Origin of the sequence: Kitasatospora sp. NPDC051853 (assembly GCF_044452665.1) — a bacterium.
In the GTDB taxonomy this organism is placed as follows: domain Bacteria; phylum Actinomycetota; class Actinomycetes; order Streptomycetales; family Streptomycetaceae; genus Kitasatospora.
In genome coordinates this window covers 204,684-223,185 of the sequence record NZ_JBITBY010000006.1, presented here as the reverse complement: position 1 = coordinate 223,185, position 18,502 = coordinate 204,684, and the positions used below count along the sequence as shown (strand labels likewise).

Below are 18,502 nucleotides of genomic sequence, written 5' to 3'. Positions count from 1 at the left end.
TCGGCTACCCGCAGGTAGAGTGCGGCGACCATGCCAACAATCGACCACGGACTGGTGAACAACATGTCGGTCTGGACCCGCCCCGCCCTCTGGTGGCGAGCGGCCATCGTGCTCTCGGCCGGGCTCGGGCTGATCCTCAGCAACAGCTCGCTGGTGTACTTCACCATCGAGAGCAACGTGATCGTGCTGGGGTACTTCCTCGGGGCCGTGTACTGGATGGCGAAGCGCTCCACCGTCGAGGCGCCCGCGCCGCGGCTGCGCGGGGCGGTGACGCTGTACATCACCATCACCGGCCTGGTGGCGCACATCCTGCTGAACAAGGGCGTCAGCCCGCTGCCGGGGCTGGTGGACGGCGAGAACCTGGTGCAGGAGTGGTCCAGCTTCTTCCTGCACTACGTCACGCCCGTGCTGGTGCTGGGCGACTGGCTCTGCCTCAAGCCGCGCAACGCCTCCCGTTGGAAGGACCTGCCGCTCTGGCTCGCCTTCCCGCTCGGCTACGCCGCCGTCACCATCGCCCGGGCCCTGCTCTTCCCGGACTTCCCGGTCAAGTACCCGTACTTCTTCCTGGACCCGAGCGAGAAGGGCTACGGCTGGGTGTCGCTGCAGATCGTCCAGCTGACCTTCGAGTTCATCGCGCTCGCGGCACTCGTGGTCGGCCTCGACCGGCTCGGCACGCTGGTCGCGCGCAGGCTCAAGCCGGCCGAGGCCTGACCCGCGGTCAGATCCCCCAGGAGGCGCGCAGCTTCGCGAACTCCTCGTGGAAGGCCGGGAAGGTCTTCCGCACGCACCCCGGGTCGTCGAAGGTGACGCCCGGGGTGCGCAGCCCGGCCACCGCGAAGGACATCACGATCCGGTGGTCCCCGAAGGTGGCGATCTCCACCGGCTGCGGCGTACCCGGCTTGATCTCGATCCAGTCCCGCCCGGTCTCCACCTCGATGCCCTGGGCCCGCAGGTTCTGCGCGCAGGCCTCCAGGCGGTCGCACTCCTTGACCCGGGTGTTGTAGACGTCCTCGATCCGCACCGGCCCGTCGGCGAACGGCGCGATGGCGGCCAGCGTCGGCATGGTGTCGGAGATGTCCCGCATGTTGACGGTGATCCCGGACAGCCGCCCGCCCGGCGCGCCCGTCACGGTCACCTCGTCCGCGCCGATCCGGACCCGGGCGCCCATCCGCTCCAGCACCTCGACGAACTTCAGGTCGCCCTGCAGCGCCCCCTTGCCGAGACCGGGCACCGTCACCTCACGGCCCGTCAGGGCGGCGGCGGCGAAGACGTAGCTGGCGGTGGAGGCGTCCGGCTCGACCGGGTACTCGACGGCGGTGTAGCCGCCCGGCGGCACCACGAAGACCTTGCCGTCGCCCTCGCGCCCGACCTCGACGCCGAAGCTGCGCATCATGGCCAGGGTGATCTCGACGTAGGGCACCGAGACCAGGTCGGTGACGGTGATCCGCAGGCCCTGCTCGGTGAGCGGGCCGAGCAGCAGCAGGGCGGTCAGGTACTGCGAGGAGAGCCCGGCGTCCAGGGTGAGCTCGCCGCCCTTGACGCCGCGCGCGCTGATCCGCAGCGGGTGGTGGCCCTCGTTCTCCTCGTGCACCAGTTCCACGCCGAGCTCGCGCAGCGCCTCGGTGAGCGGGCCGACCGGGCGGCGGCGCATCTGCGCGGAGGCGTCGAAGCGGAACTCGCCGTGCCCGGCGGCGGCCAGCGCGGGGAGGAAGCGGGCGGTGGTGGCGCCGTCGCGGCAGTAGACGTCGGCGTCGTTGGCGGGGCCCTGCGGGCGGCCCTCGATGATCCAGTCCTGGCCGTCCCCGGTGACCGCGTAGCCGAGCGCGGCGAGGCCGGCCGCGAAGCCCTCGGTGTCGTCGGAGTGCAGCGGGCGGCGCAGCCTGGTGCTGCCGTTCGCGGCAGCGGCCAGGAACAGCGCGCGCGCCGTCACCGACTTCGATCCGGGTATCTCGACCACCGTCACAACGTCCTCCAGGCTCAACTCGGGCGGGGCACCGCCATCCTCCCCCGCGCCCGCCCCCCGGTGCCCGGACGTCCCACACCTCGGAACAGGCCGTGTCAGGTCGGTCAGCGCAGCTCCAGGCCGAGCTCCTTCTCCAGCACCGCCGCGTGCTCGGGCGACGCGTGGACGTAGTAGGTGTCGTGGCTGGAGTGCTCCCCGTGCACGAACAGGACCAGGCGGAACCGCCGGGTGTCGACGGCGGGGTCGGGGTCCAGGTGCCCCATGAGCAGGTCGACCGCCAGGTGGTCGAGGTACTCGTCCGAGTGGTGCTCGGTGGGCACCGAGACCGGCACGCCGTTGCGGAGGAACTCCAGGGCCTCGTCGCCGTCCCCGTCCTCGCGCAGCCGGACGCCGGTGACGGTGACCGCGCCGCCGGTGAGGGCCGCGGCCTCCTGGAGCAGGTGGTCGTAGCTCTCCTCCAGGAAGTCCACGTCGTCGGCGTGGACCCGCACCGCCACGCCGAACGCCTCCAGCATGCCCGGCACCTCGTGGGCGGCCAGTTCCTCGTGCGCGTGGTCGGCGCGCTCCGCCAGGGCCGCCTCGACCCGCGCCGCCGGCACCATGCCGATCCGCCGGAGCAGCCCGCCCACGTACGCGTACGAGCAGGACCGGAACCGGAGCAGGACGTGCCGCAGGACGTCGTCCTCGTACCGGAACAGGTCGCGCAGGCACTCCAGCGGGACCGCCGCGCCCCCGAGCCGCTTGTCCGGCTGGGCGACGAACGGCACCCCGGTCCACGGGTGTCCGGGCGACCCCGGGGCACCGGGCCCGGCCCCGGGGTCGACGGGGACGTACTGCCAGACCGCTCCCGTGTTCCGCCGGATCGTCTCGCCCAGGTACCAGCACGCGCCCTGGACGAACGGCTCCGCCCGCGCCGCGTCGAACTCGGCCGGGCCGGCGAACCGCTGCCGCACGGCGTGCTCCAGCCAGTCCAGGGTCCCCGCGTGCTGGTTCCAGTGCACCGAGCGGCCGAAGGCCTCCTGCGACCAGGGCTCGAACGCCTCCCGCCGCCCGGCCAGCCACTCGGTCAGGACCGGGTGCTCCGGCAGCGGCGGCTCCGGGTCCACCCCGGGCGTGTGCTCCGCGGCCGGTTCCCAGCCGGGGAATGCCTCCTGACGCTCCGCCACCTCGGCGCGCAGCCGCCCGGCCTCCCCCGCGAACGCCGTCCCGGTGCGGACCCGGAGCGCGTGGTCGATCAGCAGTCCCGGGGCCACCGGCGAGAGGCCCAGCTCCTGGTCCGGCCGGAGCACCGGCCGGCCCGGGTCCGCACCGCCCGGCCGGGTGTGCCAGGCCCAGCCTCCGCCCGCGACCGCGCGCAGCACTTCGCCGAGGTAGGCCGTCGCGCACTCCGCCAGCTCCGCCCACTCCCCGGCGGCCGTGTCCTGGTCCAGCAGGTGCTGCTCCAGGGCGTCGAGCGACCCGGGCGAGTGGTCGAAGCGGAAGTGCCCGGGCAGCAGCACCTTCTCCAGGATTCCCAGCCGGTACGGCAAGTCGCCGATCCAGGAGTCGAGTTGCTGCTGCGGCGAGTACTCCGGCGGTGTCTCGGGAGGCATCCGGCCACTGTACGGGCAGGCCCGGACGGCGCGGCCGGGTGCCCCGTCCTGACGCACGGTCAGGACGGGGCACCCGGCGCCGTCTCAGCCGACCCGGGCCGGGGTGGCGGCCGGGCGCGGCGCCGGGGCCAGCCGGCCCGTGCGGTGCAGGGCGGCCAGGGCGGCCGCGGCCGCGAGGCCGAGGGCGGTCAGGCCGAGCCAGGTCGCGGCGGGCGCGAGGTCCAGCGCGGCGCCGACCGCGAGGTTCCCGAGCGTGATGCCGATCCCGCAGACGGTGTTGTAGAGCCCGTAGTGGGTGGCCACCAGGCGGCCCTCGGCGAGCGAGACCACGGTGTCCATCTCGAACGGGTAGGCCAGCATGGTCCCCAGCGTGAGCAGCGCGGCGGCCAGCACCGGCGGGCCGAGCGCGAGCGCCAGCCGGGCCGGGCCCGGCCCGGGCGGCGGGACGGCGGCGGCCGCCGCGAGCGGCAGGAAGGCCGCGGCCATCGCCAGCAGACCCGCCGTCAGGGAGCGCCCGGGCGGCCAGGTCCGGCGGCACCAGGCCGTGAGCCTGGTCTGGCCGAGGACGGTGGCCAGGCCGGAGACCACGAAGAGCACCGCCACCGCGGGGGCGGCCGCCTCGCCGCCGATCCGCCGGACCTCCAGCGGCAGTGCCAGGTAGACCTGGAAGGAGAGCACGTAGGAGCCGGTCATCGCGGCGGCGAAGAGCAGGAACCGCCGGTTGCCCAGCAGCCCGCGCCACCGCAGCGGCTGCCCGCCGCCGCGCTCGGCCGGCCGGTGCGGCAGGCTGCGCACCTGCACCGCACTGAGCACGGCGAAGACCGCCGCCGCGGTCAGGCAGGTGAGCCGGAAGTCCAGCCAGGTGAGGGCCAGCCCGGCCAGCGGGCCGAGCAGGATGCCCGCCTGGTAGAAGACGTTGAACAGGGCGAACGCCTCCACCCGCCGCTCCCCCGCGTCCGCCGCCACGTACGCGCGCACCGCCGGGTTGAACAGCGCCCCGGCCAGCCCGGTGGCCGCCGAGGCGGCGAGCAGCGCGGGGACGGAGTCGACCAGGCCGAGCACCGCGAAGCCGACGGTGCGCAGGGCCAGGCCGGTGACGATCAGCGGCTTGTAGCCGAAACGATCCGCCAAGGCGCCACCGACCAGGAACATGCCCTGCTGGCTGAGGTTGCGCACGCCGAGCACCAGGCCGACCGTCCAGCCGGCCAGGCCCAGGGTGCCGGAGAGGTGCTGGGCCAGGTACGGCATCAGCATGTAGAAGCCGAGGTTGATGGTGAACTGGTTGACCATCAGCAGCCGGACGCTGCGCTCGAAGGAGCGGTACCCGGCCCGCCCTCCGCTCCGCCCGGCCGTCACCGCGCGCCGCCCAGCGGGTCGGTGACGGTGCGGCAGCGGGTCCAGCGGGTGACCTCGCGCTCGCCGGGGTGGGCGATCTCGTCGGGGTGTCCGGCGGTCTCGCCGTCCAGCAGGCCGTTCGGGCGGCAGTAGTCGTCGTTGTAGACGGTGGAGAGGTAGCGGTGCGGGCCGTCCGGGAAGATCGCGGCGATCCGGGTGCCGGGCGGTTCGTTCCGGGCGGCCCAGGCGGCGACCAGGGCGACGGCACCGACGCTCCAGCCGCCGGAGGCGTAGGCGGAGCGGGCCAGCGCCCGGCAGGCCCGGACGGCCTCGGGGGCGGCCACCCAGTGCACCTCGGCGAACTGCTCGTAGGCGACGTTGCGCGGGTGGATGGAGCTGCCGAGCCCCCGCATCAGCCGGCTGCGGGCGGGCTGGCCGAAGATGGTGGAGCCGGTGGTGTCCACCCCGATCACCTTGAGTTCGGGGTAGTACTCGCGCAGCACCCGGCTCACCCCGGCGGAGTGGCCGCCGGTGCCGACGCTGGCCACCAGCACGTCCACCCGGCCGAGTTGGGCCACCAGCTCCTCGGCCAGCGGTTCGTAGGCGGCCACGTTGTCGGGGTTGGCGTACTGGTCGGGGCACCAGGCGGTGGGGTCGGCGGCGAGCAGCTCGGCCACCCGCAGGCGGCGGGCCTCCTGCCAGCCGCCGGTGGGGTGCGGATCGCCGACCAGGTCGACGGTGGCGCCCTGGGCGGTGAGCAGCCGGTGCACGTCGGGCTCCAGGCCCGGGTCGGTGACCACGGTGACGGGGTGGCCGTGGATCTGCCCGGCCAGCGCCAGGCCGAGGCCCAGGGTGCCGCTGGTGGACTCCACGATCCGTGCGCCGGGCCGGAGTTCGCCGCGCTCGCGGGCTCGGGCCACCATGTGCAGGGCGGGGCGGTCCTTGATGCCGCCGGGGTTGAAGCCCTCCAGCTTGGCCCAGAAGCCCTGGGCGGAGCCGGTGAACGGCTCGCCGATCCACACCACCGGGGTGTGGCCGACGGCGGCGGCCAGCGAGCGCCCGGTGCCGGTGCCGGCGGTCGTGCGGGGAAGGGTGGCGGGGGTGAGCACCGCCGTGTCGAGGGAACGCGTGATCGTCACTGCTCTGCTTCCTGCTGACGGATGATCAGGTCGGCGGGCACGCCCGTCCGCCCCACTGGTCGGTGGGGCAGGGCGTGGGGTTCCGTCAGACCCGCTGCAGGCAGAGCTGGTTCAGAAGGGTGCGGCCGTGTCTCGGCCGGGCGCGGCGGTTGCGCGTGCGGGCCGCCCGTCCCGGCAGGGCCGGGGCGGACAGCAGGACGGCGACGGCGAGCAGGGCGACCAGTGCCAGGGCCGGGAGCAGCGGGGCCGGGGCGGCCAGCAACTGGGCGGACTCCTCTGCGCAGTGGTCGGCGACCGTCGGGGCGGGGGTCGCGCCGCCCGGGCAGGGGTCCTGCGACTCCAGCTCGAAGACCGTCAGCACCCCGGCGGGGGCGGCCAGATGGGTGTGCGCGGAGGGGCCGGCCGCCGAACAGGTCAGCGTGGCCAGCACCAGGGCGACGAGCGCCAGCAGCGCTCGGTACGGGGATGCGCGCACGGAGTGACCATAACCCGACGGATCACGGTCCGGTCAACCGACGCCCGGTCAACTGGCAGGAAAAGCACGCACGTTCGCTCCACAGGATCGACACTCCGAGAACTGTCAGGAATCTTTACTGTCCATCGTCAGCACGGCAGGATGGCGGCCATCCGACCGGCCCGACCACAGGAGTTGGCAGCTGATGCGTCCCCGCGTGCTCCCCACCGTCCTGACCGCCCTCGCCCTGACCCTCCCGGCCCTGCTCGTCCCGGCGGGCTCCGCCTCCGCCGCGCCGACCTGGACCCTGCGCTGGTCACCCAGCCCGGCCGCCGACGGCCTGCGCGCCTTCGAGACGGTCGAGGACGACCGGGCCGACTCGCACCCGGCCGGCGGCCCGCACATCAAGGTCGCGGGCGACGCCTACCGCTTCGACATGCACAAGGTGGACCGCGACTCCTACGACGACCGCCAGCGCCACGAGGTCACCGGCAACCGCACCTCCTCCTCGGACTTCCTGGAGTGGAAGCTCGGCCAGACCTGGCGCGTCACCTACTCGATGTACATCCCGAGTTCGCTGATGGCGACCACCACCTTCACCCACATCATGCAGACCAAGCAGCCGGGCAACGGCACCTCCCCGATCACCGTCACCTCGCTGCGCCGGGTGGACGGGAAGCAGACCATCGAGCACAAGGTGTTCGACGGCGGCGTGCTGGTCGGCCGGACCGACCTCGAACCGCTCCAGAACAAGTGGGTCGACGTCGAGTACGAGATCAGGATCGGCGACGGCAAGGCCGGTTCGGTCCGCTGGGTGCTCAAGAGCGGCGGCAAGACCGTGGTCGACGCCACCAAGACGGGCGTGGACACCTTCCTGGCCGACCGGGTCCGCCCCAAGTGGGGCATCTACCGCTCGCTGGACGACAGTTCGGGCTCGCTGCGCGACACCTACCTGCTGCTGAAGAACATGAAGGCCTACCAGCTCAAGTCCTGACCCCGCGTCACCCCCGGGGCTCGACCCGGACCAGCTCCAGCCAGCGCCGGTACGCCGCCGCGTCGAACTCGCCGGCGCGGGGCGCCAGGACGGTCGCGGCGGACAGGGCCACGGCGCGGCGCAGGCGGTCCGGCCAGGGCTCGTCCCGGACCAGGCCGAGGGTGAGGGCGGCCACCGCCGCGTCGCCGGCGCCGGTGGGGTTGCCGGGCACCGGCTCCGGCGGAGTGGCGAGCCAGCTGCCGTGCCCGGTCACGGCGAGCAGCCCGTCGGGGCCGAGCGAGGCGGCCACCGCCCCGGCCCCGGCGGCCCGCAGCCGCGCGGCACCCGCCTGCGGGTCGTCGGAGCCGACGGCCGCCGCCAGCTCCTTGCGGTTGGGCTTCACCAGGGCGGGGCCCGCCGCCAGCCCGTGGGCCAGCGCCGCCCCGTCCGCGTCCAGCACGGCCGGGACGCCCCGCTCCCCGGCGAGCTCCACCAGCGTCCGGTACGCGTCGGCGGGCAGGCCGCGCGGCAGGCTGCCGGAGAGCACCACCGCCCCGGCCCCGGCCAGCAGCCGCGCGTACCGCTCCAGGAAGGCCAGCCACTCCTCCTCGGTCACCACCGGCCCCGGCTCCAGGTACACGGTGGCGTCGCCGTCCTCCTGCTCCACCACGGCGATGGTGCGGCGGCTCTCCCCGGCCACGGCCGTGAACTCCTCCGGCAGCCCGGCCCGCCCCAGCTCCTGACGGATCGCCAGACCCGCCGCCCCGCCGGCCAGACCGGTGGCCACGACCTCCGCCCCGAGCGCCCGCAGCACCCGGGCCACGTTGACCCCCTTGCCGCCCGCCTGCTCGGCGACCTCCCGCACCCGGTTGCTCCCGAAGCGGGCCACCCGGGGCAGGTGGTAGGTGACGTCGAGGGCGGCGTTGAGGGTGACGGTCAGGATCACGGCAGACTCCATTGCTCATTGATGCTTGATTTATAGCCGCTTCGAGCATCTTCGAGCAATGCCGTCGGCCCCGCCTCCGCGATTGAGTACCGGTACTCAGGCAGAGGCCCCCGGCCCTGCCCGAGACTGGCCGGGTGAGTCAGACCTCGGGCAAGTGGCGCACGACCCCGGCGGGGCACCAGGCACCCGTCCGGTACCAGTCCACCGGACACGCGCTGGCGGAGCTCGGCTGCCTGCTGGCCTCCCTGGCCTTCCTGACCCTGCCCGTCTTCCTCCTCCTGGTGGCCGCCAACCTCTTCCCCTCGCCCTGACGGGGCCTCACTCCCGCCCGGAGGGGCGGGGCCGGAAGCCGCCGCCGTAGGCGGGCAGCTCGATGGCGTGCCCGTAGCGCTCCAGCTGGGCCCAGGGGCGGTTCAGCCCCGAACTGCCGTACCGCCTCACCCGGGTGACGGCGTCCAGGTCGAGCACGTCGACCAGGATCTCCTCGCCGCCGGCCGCCTGCTGGCGCACCGTGCCCTCCGGGTCGACGATCGCGCTGTGACCGACCCCGGCCGGGTCGGCGGCGTTGAGGTTCACCACGTAGACCTGGTTGGTCCAGGCGTTGGCGCGGGCGCAGACCAGCTCCATCTCCCGGTCCCGGGTGGTGGTCAGGGTCGGCTGGATCACCACCTCGGCCCCCAGCCAGGCCAGCTGACGGACCGTCTCGGGGAAGGAGCCGTCGTAGCAGATGGCCAGCCCCGCCCGGCCGATCCCCGGGAGGTCGAAGACCACGAACTCGTGGCCGGGCTCGGTGGCCTCGTAGGGCTGCCAGGGGAAGACCTTGCGGTAGCGGGCCGCGATCCCGCCCTCCGGCGAGACGGCGATCGCGGTGTTGAAGATCCGCCCGTCCCCGTCCCGCTCGTACAGGCTGCCCGGCACCAGCCAGAGCCCGGTCTCCCGGGCCAGTTCGGCGATCCGGTCGGTGAGCGGGCCGGGGACGGGCTCCGCCACCTGCTCCATCCAGTCGGCCCGCGCCTGCAGCAGCGGCGCCTCGGCGGCCAGCAACAGCTCCGGGACCACCACCAGTTGGACGTGGGGGAAGGTGGCGCGGACGGCCCGGACCTGGGCGGCGAACCGCTCCCAGGTGGCCTCGCGGTCGAAGGGGACGGGCGTGGTCTGCAGGGCGGCGATGGCCAGGGTGCGCATGGTCAGTGGTCCTTGACGGTCGGTCCGGCCACGCTGTCGCGGCCGGTGCGGAAGAACGGGCGGAAGCGGGCCCGGGCGAGCAGGGTCAGCACGGCGCCGAGCAGGATCGAGCCGGCGCCCAGCAGGAACACCCCGCCGACCCCGCCGAGCGAGGTGGAGCCGTAGCCGGGGTCGACCATGTCGCGGGCGGTCCGGGCGAAGGCGGCGATCATCATCAGACCGCCGGCCAGCGGCAGCACGCCCCGGAACAGCAGGTGGCGGGCGGAGTCGCGCAGGGTGCGGCGGAAGTACCAGACGCAGGCCAGGCCCGTGACGCCGTAGTAGAGGGCGATCAGCAGGCCGACCGACAGGATCGCGTCCCCGAGGAAGTCGGCCGAGAGCAGGGTGAGCAGGACCAGCACCACGGCCGCGGCCGCACCGAAGAACGCGGCGCCGAACGCCGGGGTGCCGTGGCGCGGGTGCAGCCGCGCGAAGCGCCCGGGCAGGGCCCCGTGGGAGGCCATCGAGAGCGTCGCCCGGGAGCTGCCGACCAGGCAGGTGAGCAGCGCCGAGACCGCCGAGACGCAGACCGCCAGCTGCACCACCTTGGCGAGGCCGCCGCCGAGCACGGCCGGGGCGAGGGTGGCCAGCACGTCGGCCGCGTTCTCCGGGCTGCCGAGCCCGGCGCCCTCGCTGCCCACCCCGGCGAAGGAGATCGCGGCGAAGGCGGTGAAGAGGTAGGTGGCGAGCAGCACCAGGGTGGAGAGGACGGCGGCCCGGCCGGGGGTCCGGGCGCTGTCGACGGTCTCCTCGTTCGCGGTGATCAGGGCGTCCCAGCCCCAGTAGATGTAGAGGCAGAGGATCACCGCCTCCGCGAACGGGCCGAACCCGTCGAAGCCGAGGGGGTTCAGCCAGCCGAGCGACGGGGCGGTGGCGCCGTCGGCGGCCAGGGCGGCCACGCCGAAGGCGAGCAGGGCCAGCAGCTGGAGGCCGAGCAGCGCGTACTGCACCACCGCGGCGAGCTGCAGGCCCCGGCGGGCCAGCACCGTGGCGCCGCCGAGCAGCAGCACCGCCACCGCGGTCACCACGGCCCCGTTCCCGGCCGCGCCGGTGAGCCCGAGCAGCCCGAGCAGGTAGGTGGCGCCGATCCGGGCCAGCGCGGTCATCGCGATCAGCGTCGCGCACTGCACCACCCAGCCACCGGAGAGCCAGCCGGCGATCGGCCCGAAGGCCCGGGTGGTCCAGACGAACGTCGTTCCGCAGTCCGGCAGTTCGCGGTTGAGCTCGCGGAAGGCGAACGCGGTGAGCAGGATCGGCACGAAGCCGAGCAGCAGTGCGGCGGGCGCCGCGTCCCCGGCCACCACCGTGACGAAGCCGAGCGTGACGGCTATCGAGTAGGCGGGGGCGACCGAGGAGAGGCCGAGCGTGACGGAGGCCAGCAGGCCGACCGAGCCGGGGCGCAGCCCCTTGCCCGGGGCGGCGGCCGGAGGGTCGTCGGATCTGGTGACGGTGGACACGGAGGTACTCCCGGGGGTCGGAGCTTTTCGTTAAACAGAGATTTAAGGAAAAGGCCCCGAGGGCGTCAAGAGCTGGTCGGGTATCGTTACGCTCACCTTCAGCAACGACCGGGAGAGCGAACAGTGGCGCGGCGCAAGGACCAGGACGCACGGCGGGCCGAACTCGGCGAGGCCGCCCAGCGGGCGCTGCTCAGCCGGGGCCTGGAGGGGCTGCGCCTCAAGGACGTCGCGGCCGAGGCCGGGGTCACCCCGGCGGCCGTCCTGTACTACTACGGCGATCTCGACGAGCTGATGTACGAGACCTTCCAGCAGGCCATCGAGCGCTTCTGCCGGGCCCGCGAGCAGGCCGCCGAGCAGGAGCCCGACGCCCGCCTGCGGCTGCGCGACTGCATCGCCTCGGGCGTCGCCACGGGACCGGACGACCTGCTGCCCCGGCTGCTCTTCGAGTACTGGCCCAGGAGCCTGCGCGACCCCCGCGCGGCCGCCCTGGACTCGGCACTGACCGAACGTCAGGTCGCGGTCTACTACGGCATCCTGGTGCTCGGCGAGGCCCAGGGGCACTTCCGGCTGGCCGACTCGCCACGGCTGCTGGCCAGCAGCCTGCTGGCGATGGAGGACGGCTACCAGATGGAGGTGCTGGCGGGCCGCCGCACCCGCGCGGAGGTGATCGGCGCCCTGCATGCGTACGCCCGGGCCGTCACCGGGTACGACCCGGGTGCCGCCTGAGCCCGAGGCCGCGGGGGCCGCGGATCAGAGGCGGTGGCGGATCAGGGGTGCTGGCGGATCAGAGGTGGTGGCGGATCCGCTCCGACCGCATCAGGTCCTCCAACTCCGGCCCGGACAACGGGTGCACGGAGTCCAGGACGCGCCGGAGTCCGGCCTCGTCGAGGGACTGGCTCCCCACCTCGACCTCCGAGGGCCCGTGACGCCGGGTCAGGGTCACCTGGCGGGTGCCGTCCGGGAAGACGTGCACCTCGACCACCTCGCGGCCCTCGTCCACCCGGCAGGTCGTGCCCTCCGTCGAGGCCTCGGGGCAGCGCAGCTCCGGGGTCAGGGGGCGGCGCACCGTCAGGCCCAGCCGCTCCGGCCCGCCCGCGGCCGAGCGGTAGTCGACCAGGAAGCCGGCGGCCTCCGAGTCGGCCAGGGCCACCCGCATCCCGGGCGGCGGGTCGGCCAGGTACAGCAGGTCGGCCCGTTCCCGGTAGCGTGCCGCCTCCGCCTCGTGCCGGGTCTGCTCCGCCTGGGCCGGGCCGGCGAATCCCCCGTACAGCACTCCGACGGCCAGCAGGAGGGCCGCTCCCGCCCGCACCCGCACGCCGGGCACGAAGAACGCGGCCGCCACGGCGTACGGCACGCCCGTCAGGGCGGCCCTGACACCGCCGCTCCCGAGGTCCACGCCCCTGCTGTACGCGGCCACACCAGCCAGGACGCCGAGCGTGCCGAGGACGAAGACCGACACCGCCCAGACCAGGCGCCGCCGGACCGACCCGCACAGCGGCACCACCGAGGCCGCCGGGCCACCGGCCAGGGCGAGCAGACCCACCACCGCCGGAACGCCCGGCAGCAGGACCACCGCCGCCCCGCCGAGCCCGCCGGCCCAACCCGCCGCCAGCACGACGAGACCGAGGAGCGGCACCACCAGTGCCGTCACCGCCCAGACCAGGAGGAGATGCAGGGCCGTCAGCGCCCCCGTGCGACCGTTCACCTGACGGAGCGTGTCAGACCGCCCCACCCGCCTGCATGAGTAGCCGTACTCAACCGTGGCCGCAGCGGGAACGGCTCAACCGCGCTTGCGGGCCTGCGGGGCGTGGGTGTCGACGGCGGCGAGCAGCTCGCGACGGGACGGGTTGACCAGGGCGTGGCCGGCCACCGAGACGGTGGGGACGGTCTCGTTGCCGTCGGCGACGGAGCGCACGTAGGCGGCGGCCTCGGGGTCCTTCCAGATGTTGACGGTGGTGTACTCCAGGTCCGTGAAGCGCAGCTGGGTCATCAGCTTCACGCAGTACGGGCACATCGGCCGCCAGTAGACGACCACACCGCTGTCCTGACCCTCGGTCATGTTCTCCCCCTCGTCCGCCCGGCCCCTACCCACCCGGGTGGGCCGGCTCACCTGCCGCAAGCCTCGCACCGGCCACCGCCAGCCAGTGCAGCGGGGCGTCCAGTGCGGCCCGGGAGGAGCCGGCCAGGGCGGTCAGGGTCAGCACGGGGCGGTCGGAGGCTCCGGCCACCACGGCGGTGCGGGTGCGGGCGGCACGGCGGAGGACCTCGCCGACGGCCTTGCCCTGGTGGGAGGTCGCGTCGTAGCGGCCCTCGCCGGTGATGACGAGGTCGGCGTCGGCCACCGCCCCGGTGAGGCCGAGCAGGTCGGCGACGGCCGCCGCACCCGGGGTGATGTCGGCGGACCAGAGGGCGTGCAGGCCGTACGCGGTGCCGCCCGCCGCCCCGGCGCCGGGGGTGGCGGGGTCCGTGCCCAGCAGCGCGGCCAGGCGGGCCAGGCCGTGGTCGAGGGCGGCGACGTCGGCCGGGCCGGCACCCTTCTGCGGTCCGTAGACGGCGGCCGCTCCGGTGGGGCCGAGGAGGGGGTTGGTGACGTCGGTGAGCAGCCGGACCCCACCGGGCGGAGGCGGTCGCAGTGCGCTGCGGTCGACGGCGGCGACCGAGGCCAAGGGCCCTCCTCCGTCGGGTAGTTCAAGACCGTGGGGGTCGAGCAGGCGCAGGCCGAGGGCGGTGAGGAAGCCCGCGCCGCCGTCGGTGGAGGCGGAGCCGCCGAGGCCGATCAGCAGACGGGTGGCGCCGGCGTCGAGGGCGGCGGCGACGGCCTGGCCAGTGCCGCGGGTGGTGGCGGTGAGCGGGGCAGGACGGTCCATCAGCGGGAGGCCGCTCGCGGTGGCGAGTTCGACCACGGCGGTGCCGTCCGGGAGCAGGGCGAACAGACCGGTCACCGGGCGGCCGTCGGGGCCGGTGCAGCCGGGCACCCGGTGCAGCGAGGCCCGGCCCGCGACGGCGGCGAGGGTGCCCTCGCCGCCGTCGGCCATCGGGAGTGTCACGAGCTCGTCGTGGGGGCGGACGGAGTGCCAGCCGGCGGCCAGGGCATCGGCTGCCTCGGTGGCGGTGGCCGTTCCCTTGAAGGAGTCCGGCGCGATCACGACCTTCACAGGGCGGCCACGTGGGCCCGGTGACGCTCGATCAGGGTGCGCAGGGTCTCGGCGCCGGGGGTGTCCCAGATCTGCTGGTTGAAGATCTCGACCTCGATCCAGCCGGTGTACCCGGCGGCCGCCACCATGGCGTCCAGTGCCCGGAAGTCGATGTGGCCGTCGCCGACGTGGCCGCGTCCGAGCAAGGCGTCCGCGGGGAGCGGGAGGGTCCAGTCGCAGAGCTGGTAGGCGGCGATGCGCTCGCCCGCGCGGGCTATCTGCTGCGCCAACTGCGGGTCCCACCAGACGTGGTAGCTGTCGACCACCACCCCGACCTGGGAGGCGGGGAAGGGTTCGGCGAGGTCGAGGGCCTGGCCGAGGGTGGAGACCACCGCGCGGTCGGCGCAGAACATCGGGTGCAGCGGTTCGATGGCCAGGCGGACGCCGAAGTCCCCGGCGTGCGGGGCGAGTTCGCCGAGCAGGTCGGCGACGGCGGCTCGCGCGCCGGGCAGGTCGCGGGAGCCCTCGGGCAGGCCGCCGACCACCAGGACCAGGGTGTCGGTGCCGAGTTCGGCCGCCTCCTCGATCGCCTGGAGGTTGTCGGCGAGCGCGGCCCGGCGCCCCTCCGGCGTGGCGGCGGTCAGGAAGCCGCCCCGGCACAGGCTGCTGACGGTCAGTCCGGCGTCCCGGCAGAGCTTGGCGGCCCGGGCGACGCCCGTCTCCGCCACCTTGTCGCGCCAGAGGCCGATCCCCTCGATCCCGGCCTCCGCGCAGCCGCGCACGGCCTCCGGCAGGGTCCACCCCTTGGTGGTGATCTGGTTGAGCGAGAGCCCGCGCATCACAGCGACACCGCCAGGAACTGCCGCATCCGGTGGGCGGCGAGGTCGGGGTCGGGCAGGATGCCCGCCTGGTCGGCCAGTTGGAAGAGCTGGATCAGGTGCGGGACGGAGCGGCCGCTCTGCGCGCCCGCGACCATGGTGAAGTGCGACTGGTGTCCGGCCAGCCAGGCGAGGAAGACGATGCCGGTCTTGTAGTGGAAGGTCGGCGCCGCGAACAGGTGGCGGGCCAGCGGCAGGGTCGGGGCGAACAGCGCGTCGTACGCGGCGAGGTCGCCGGCGTCCAGCGCCCGCAGGGCGGCCGCGGCCACCGCGGCGATCGGGTCGAAGACACCCAACAGGGCGTCGCTGTGCCCGATTTCGTCGCCGCGGATCAGCTCGGGGTAGTGGAAGTCGTCCCCGGTGTAGAGCCGCACCCCCTCCGGCAGGGCGCGGCGCAGGGCCACCTCCCGCCCGGCGTCCAGGAGGGAGACCTTGATGCCGTCGATCCGGTCGGCGTGCTCCTTGATCAGAGTGAGCACGGTGTCGGTGGCGGCGTCCAGGTCGGCCGATCCCCAGTACCCGGCGAGGGCGGGGTCGAACATCTCACCCAGCCAGTGCAGGATCACCGGCTGCCCGGACTGCTTGATCAGCTCGCCGTAGACCTCCAGGTAGTCCTGCGGCCCGCGCGCCGTGGCGGCCAGCGCCCGGCTGGCCATCAGGATCGGCTGCGCACCGGCCTGCTCCACGACCTCCAACTGCTCGGCGTACGCGGCCCGCACACCATCCAGGGAGGGTGCGGTGAGCTGGTCGGTGCCCACTCCGCAGGCCAGCCGCCCACCCACCGCCCGCGCCTCCGCACCGGAGCGGCGGATCAGCTCGGCCGTGGCCGCCCAGTCCAGGCCCATCCCGCGCTGCGCGGTGTCCATCGCGTCGGCCACGCCCAGGCCCAGCGACCACAGGTGGTGACGGAAGGCGAGGGTGGCGTCCCAGTCGACGGCGGCCGGGGCTCCGGGGGCGTTGCCGCCCAGCGGGTCGGCGACCACATGGGCGGCGGCGAAGACGGTCCTGGAGGCGGGCGCGGGCCCGGCGGGGAGGGCGAGCGGCTCACGCATCCGGTGGACGCCACCGGGGAGCTCGATACTGGTGCTCACAGGGACAGCTCCGGGACGTCGAGGCGGCGGCCCTCGCGGGCCGACTGCATGCCGAGCTCGGCGAGCTGGACGCCCTTGGCGCCCTCCAGCAGGTCCCAGTGGTAGGCGGAGCCGGTGGCGACGTGGCGCAGGAACAGCTCCCACTGGATCTTGAAGCCGTTGTCGAACTCGCCGTTGTCCGGCACCTGCTGCCACTGGTCACGGAACGACTCGGTCGCCGGCAGGTCCGGGTTCCAGACCGGCTTGGGGGTCGAAGCCCGGTGCTGGATGCGGCAGTTGCGCAGCCCGGCGACGGCGCTGCCCTCGGTGCCGTCGATCTGGAACTCCACCAGCTCGTCCCGGTCCACCCGCACCGCCCAGGAGGAGTTGATCTGCGCGGTGATGCCGCCCTCCAGCTCGAAGACCCCGTACGCCGCGTCGTCCGCCGTGGCCTCGTACGCACGGCCCTGCTCGTCGACGCGCTGCGGGATGTGCGTGGCGGTGTGCGCGTACACCGAGCGGACCGGGGCGACGATGTTGTCCAGCACGTACCGCCAGTGCGGGAACATGTCCAGGATCATCCCGCCGCCGTCCTGGGCCCGGTAGTTCCAGGACGGACGCTGCGCTTCCTGCCAGTCGCCCTCGAACACCCAGTAGCCGAACTCCCCTCGCACCGACAGGATGCGGCCGAAGAAACCCCCGTCCACCAGCCGCTTGAGCTTCAGCAGACCCGGCAGGAACAGCTTGTCCTGCACCGCCCCGTTGCACACCCCCGCCTCCCGCGCCAGCCGCGCCAACTCCAGTGCCGCGTCCAGCGATTCGGCCGTCGGCTTCTCCGTGTAGACGTGCTTGCCGGCCGCGATCGCCGCCCGCAGCGCGCCCTCCCGGGCCGGCGTCACCTGCGCGTCGAAGTACACCTCCGCCAACGGGTGCGCCAGCGCCTCCTCCAGCGAGGTGGTCCAGTGGGCCAGACCGTGACGGTCCGCCAGCTCCTTCAGCTTGAGCTCACTGCGGCCGACCAGGATCGGCTCCGGCCACAGCACCTCACCGTCACCGAGCGGCAGGCCGCCCTGCTCCCGAATGGCCAGGATCGAACGCACCAGGTGCTGGCGGTAGCCCATCCGGCCGGTGACACCGTTCATCACGATGCCGATCACCCTGCGGGGCATGGGGAGTCTCCTAGGAAGTAGATTGGTCAGAGGGGCAGTTGCACTGCCCAGGGGCGCGAGGAACTGCGCGAGACAAAAGGCACGGACCCTTCTGCCGGGTACGGGCGCTCACTTGCACGCGCTGCTCCGTCAAGCGCTGCGGGCGATGTCCTGCGGCAGCACCGGGTGCGCGAACGGCAACCCGGCGGCGAAGCGCGCCAGTTCGTCGGCGGCGGCGGCCGCCATCCGGTGGAGTTCACCACCGAGCGAGCCCGCCACGTGCGGGGTGAGCACCACGTTCGGCAGCTCGTACAGCGGGGAGTCGGCCGGCAGCACCTCCGGGACGGTGACGTCCAGCACCGCGTTCAGCCGTCCGGTGACCAGCTCCGCGACCAGCGCGTCCTGGTCGAGCAGCGAGCCGCGCGAGGTGTTGACCAGCGTGGCGCCGTCCGGCATCAGGGCCAGCCGCCGCGCGTCGATCAGGTGGTGGGTGGCGGGCAGCTCCGGGGCGTGCACCGTGACCACGTCCGAGGCGGCGCAGAGCTCGTCCAACTCCACCGACCGGGCGCCGAGTTCGCGCGCCTCCTCGGCCGTCACGTACGGGTCGTGCAGCAGCAGCTCCAGGTCGTACGGGCGGAGCAGCTCCAGCACCCGCCGCCCGATCCGCGAGGCACCGACCACGCCGACGGTGCGGCGGTAGTTGCCGGTGGTGGCGTAGGCGTCCTGCCAGTCGTGGCGGGTGCGGCGGGCCCGGTAGTCCTCGCGGATCCGCAGCAGCTGCTTGTTGGCCAGCAGCACGGCGGCCACGGTGTACTCGGCCACCGGGAGCGCGTTGGCCCAGGCGGCGGAGGTGACCTCCAGGCCGCGCTGCCAGCAGGCCTCGGTGATGTGGTGCTTGACCGAGCCGGCCGCGTGGATCACGGCGCGCAGCCGGGGGGCGGCGGCCAGCACGGTCTCGTCCAGCGGCGGGCAGCCCCAGCTGCTGACGATCACCTCGGCCTCGGCGAGGGCGGCCAGGGCGGCCGGGGTGGTGAAGTCGTCCACCACCAACTGCGGGTCGAGGTCGGCGAGTTCGGTGAGCCGGCCGAGGGTTTCCCGGTCGATCAGCCGCTCGGCGAGGCCGCGCTCCATGGCGAGCAGGGCACGCGGTCGGCGCTGCCCGGGCGGGGCCGGTGGGGCGGAGTCGGTC

At 74.1% G+C, this 18,502-nt stretch carries 19 protein-coding genes; 4 read left to right on the top strand and 15 right to left on the bottom strand.

The annotated features are described in order from the left end of the window. Window positions 1-30 precede the first annotated feature (30 nt). Window positions 31-711, top strand: a complete 681-nt coding sequence (locus tag ACIA8O_RS19110) for a Pr6Pr family membrane protein (protein ID WP_396295047.1) — start codon at window positions 31-33, stop codon at window positions 709-711. Between the two features lie 7 nt (window positions 712-718). On the opposite strand, the gene aroA is transcribed toward ACIA8O_RS19110, so the two are convergent. The 5 genes from aroA to ACIA8O_RS19085 all read right to left on the bottom strand — a co-directional run bounded on the left by aroA (window position 719) and on the right by ACIA8O_RS19085 (window position 6,504). Next, window positions 719-1,963: a 3-phosphoshikimate 1-carboxyvinyltransferase gene (gene aroA, locus ACIA8O_RS19105; protein WP_396295046.1), complete on the bottom strand. Its 1,245-nt coding sequence runs from the start codon at window positions 1,961-1,963 to the stop codon at window positions 719-721. Window positions 1,964-2,067: 104 nt separating this feature from the next. Beyond that, window positions 2,068-3,555, bottom strand: a complete 1,488-nt coding sequence (locus tag ACIA8O_RS19100; RefSeq protein WP_396295045.1) for a hypothetical protein — start codon at window positions 3,553-3,555, stop codon at window positions 2,068-2,070. Between the two features lie 84 nt (window positions 3,556-3,639). Beyond that, the gene (locus tag ACIA8O_RS19095; protein WP_396295338.1) at window positions 3,640-4,845 is read right to left on the bottom strand and encodes an MFS transporter; all 1,206 of its coding nucleotides are present in this window, start codon (window positions 4,843-4,845) and stop codon (window positions 3,640-3,642) included. 62 nt (window positions 4,846-4,907) lie between these two features. After that, the gene (locus ACIA8O_RS19090) at window positions 4,908-5,999 is read right to left on the bottom strand and encodes a PLP-dependent cysteine synthase family protein (protein WP_396295337.1); all 1,092 of its coding nucleotides are present in this window, start codon (window positions 5,997-5,999) and stop codon (window positions 4,908-4,910) included. A gap of 115 nt (window positions 6,000-6,114) precedes the next feature. Then, entirely contained in the window at window positions 6,115-6,504 is a 390-nt protein-coding gene (locus ACIA8O_RS19085) for a hypothetical protein (RefSeq protein ID WP_396295044.1), read from the bottom strand. 184 nt (window positions 6,505-6,688) lie between these two features. On the opposite strand from ACIA8O_RS19085, the gene ACIA8O_RS19080 reads away from it, so the two are divergent. Then, window positions 6,689-7,477, top strand: a complete 789-nt coding sequence (locus tag ACIA8O_RS19080) for a Tat pathway signal sequence domain protein (RefSeq protein ID WP_396295043.1) — start codon at window positions 6,689-6,691, stop codon at window positions 7,475-7,477. A gap of 7 nt (window positions 7,478-7,484) precedes the next feature. Here ACIA8O_RS19080 and ACIA8O_RS19075 read toward each other — a convergent pair whose 3' ends face one another. Further along, window positions 7,485-8,414 (bottom strand): 1-phosphofructokinase family hexose kinase, encoded by a 930-nt coding sequence (locus ACIA8O_RS19075; RefSeq protein WP_396295042.1) that lies wholly within the window; start codon window positions 8,412-8,414, stop codon window positions 7,485-7,487. 122 nt (window positions 8,415-8,536) lie between these two features. Between ACIA8O_RS19075 and ACIA8O_RS19070 the strand changes: the two genes are divergently transcribed. Continuing rightward, complete coding sequence (locus ACIA8O_RS19070) at window positions 8,537-8,713, top strand: hypothetical protein (RefSeq protein WP_396295040.1); 177 nt, start codon at window positions 8,537-8,539, stop codon at window positions 8,711-8,713. Between the two features lie 7 nt (window positions 8,714-8,720). On the opposite strand, the gene ACIA8O_RS19065 is transcribed toward ACIA8O_RS19070, so the two are convergent. Beyond that, window positions 8,721-9,587, bottom strand: coding sequence for a carbon-nitrogen hydrolase family protein (locus ACIA8O_RS19065; RefSeq protein ID WP_396295039.1), 867 nt, complete (start codon window positions 9,585-9,587; stop codon window positions 8,721-8,723). Window positions 9,588-9,589: 2 nt separating this feature from the next. After that, window positions 9,590-11,083, bottom strand: coding sequence for an APC family permease (locus tag ACIA8O_RS19060; RefSeq protein WP_396295038.1), 1,494 nt, complete (start codon window positions 11,081-11,083; stop codon window positions 9,590-9,592). A 123-nt stretch (window positions 11,084-11,206) separates the two neighbouring features. Between ACIA8O_RS19060 and ACIA8O_RS19055 the strand changes: the two genes are divergently transcribed. Next, window positions 11,207-11,809, top strand: coding sequence for a TetR/AcrR family transcriptional regulator (locus tag ACIA8O_RS19055; protein WP_396295037.1), 603 nt, complete (start codon window positions 11,207-11,209; stop codon window positions 11,807-11,809). 58 nt (window positions 11,810-11,867) lie between these two features. On the opposite strand, the gene ACIA8O_RS19050 is transcribed toward ACIA8O_RS19055, so the two are convergent. From ACIA8O_RS19050 to ACIA8O_RS19020, 7 genes are all read right to left on the bottom strand, one after another. Further along, window positions 11,868-12,788, bottom strand: a complete 921-nt coding sequence (locus ACIA8O_RS19050) for a hypothetical protein (RefSeq protein ID WP_396295036.1) — start codon at window positions 12,786-12,788, stop codon at window positions 11,868-11,870. A 75-nt stretch (window positions 12,789-12,863) separates the two neighbouring features. Beyond that, window positions 12,864-13,142 (bottom strand): mycoredoxin, encoded by a 279-nt coding sequence (locus tag ACIA8O_RS19045; RefSeq protein WP_396295035.1) that lies wholly within the window; start codon window positions 13,140-13,142, stop codon window positions 12,864-12,866. A gap of 25 nt (window positions 13,143-13,167) precedes the next feature. After that, the gene (locus ACIA8O_RS19040) at window positions 13,168-14,238 is read right to left on the bottom strand and encodes a glycerate kinase (protein ID WP_396295034.1); all 1,071 of its coding nucleotides are present in this window, start codon (window positions 14,236-14,238) and stop codon (window positions 13,168-13,170) included. Continuing rightward, complete coding sequence (locus ACIA8O_RS19035) at window positions 14,235-15,056, bottom strand: sugar phosphate isomerase/epimerase family protein (protein WP_396295033.1); 822 nt, start codon at window positions 15,054-15,056, stop codon at window positions 14,235-14,237. Before ACIA8O_RS19035 ends, ACIA8O_RS19040 begins: the two co-directional genes overlap by 4 nt. Then, entirely contained in the window at window positions 15,056-16,147 is a 1,092-nt protein-coding gene (locus tag ACIA8O_RS19030) for a dihydrodipicolinate synthase family protein (RefSeq protein ID WP_396295336.1), read from the bottom strand. Before ACIA8O_RS19030 ends, ACIA8O_RS19035 begins: the two co-directional genes overlap by 1 nt. A 35-nt stretch (window positions 16,148-16,182) precedes the next feature. Then, entirely contained in the window at window positions 16,183-17,334 is a 1,152-nt protein-coding gene (locus ACIA8O_RS19025; RefSeq protein WP_396295032.1) for a Gfo/Idh/MocA family protein, read from the bottom strand. A gap of 129 nt (window positions 17,335-17,463) precedes the next feature. After that, window positions 17,464-18,444: a hydroxyacid dehydrogenase gene (locus ACIA8O_RS19020; RefSeq protein ID WP_396295335.1), complete on the bottom strand. Its 981-nt coding sequence runs from the start codon at window positions 18,442-18,444 to the stop codon at window positions 17,464-17,466. Between the last annotated feature and the right edge of the window lie 58 nt (window positions 18,445-18,502).

Excerpts from the sequence above, each read along its gene's own strand:
- ACIA8O_RS19110 (WP_396295047.1), top strand. The coding sequence starts at position 31 with ATGCCAACAATCGACCACGGACTGGTGAACAACATGTCGGTCTGGACC.
- ACIA8O_RS19100 (WP_396295045.1), bottom strand. The coding sequence starts at position 3,555 with ATGCCTCCCGAGACACCGCCGGAGTACTCGCCGCAGCAGCAACTCGAC.
- ACIA8O_RS19095 (WP_396295338.1), bottom strand. The coding sequence starts at position 4,845 with ATGGTCAACCAGTTCACCATCAACCTCGGCTTCTACATGCTGATGCCG.
- ACIA8O_RS19080 (WP_396295043.1), top strand. The coding sequence starts at position 6,689 with ATGCGTCCCCGCGTGCTCCCCACCGTCCTGACCGCCCTCGCCCTGACC.
- ACIA8O_RS19075 (WP_396295042.1), bottom strand. The coding sequence starts at position 8,414 with ATGGAGTCTGCCGTGATCCTGACCGTCACCCTCAACGCCGCCCTCGAC.
- ACIA8O_RS19065 (WP_396295039.1), bottom strand. The coding sequence starts at position 9,587 with ATGCGCACCCTGGCCATCGCCGCCCTGCAGACCACGCCCGTCCCCTTC.
- ACIA8O_RS19045 (WP_396295035.1), bottom strand. The coding sequence starts at position 13,142 with ATGACCGAGGGTCAGGACAGCGGTGTGGTCGTCTACTGGCGGCCGATG.
- ACIA8O_RS19035 (WP_396295033.1), bottom strand. The coding sequence starts at position 15,056 with ATGCGCGGGCTCTCGCTCAACCAGATCACCACCAAGGGGTGGACCCTG.
- ACIA8O_RS19030 (WP_396295336.1), bottom strand. The coding sequence starts at position 16,147 with ATGCGTGAGCCGCTCGCCCTCCCCGCCGGGCCCGCGCCCGCCTCCAGG.
- ACIA8O_RS19025 (WP_396295032.1), bottom strand. The coding sequence starts at position 17,334 with ATGCCCCGCAGGGTGATCGGCATCGTGATGAACGGTGTCACCGGCCGG.
- ACIA8O_RS19020 (WP_396295335.1), bottom strand. The coding sequence starts at position 18,444 with ATGGAGCGCGGCCTCGCCGAGCGGCTGATCGACCGGGAAACCCTCGGC.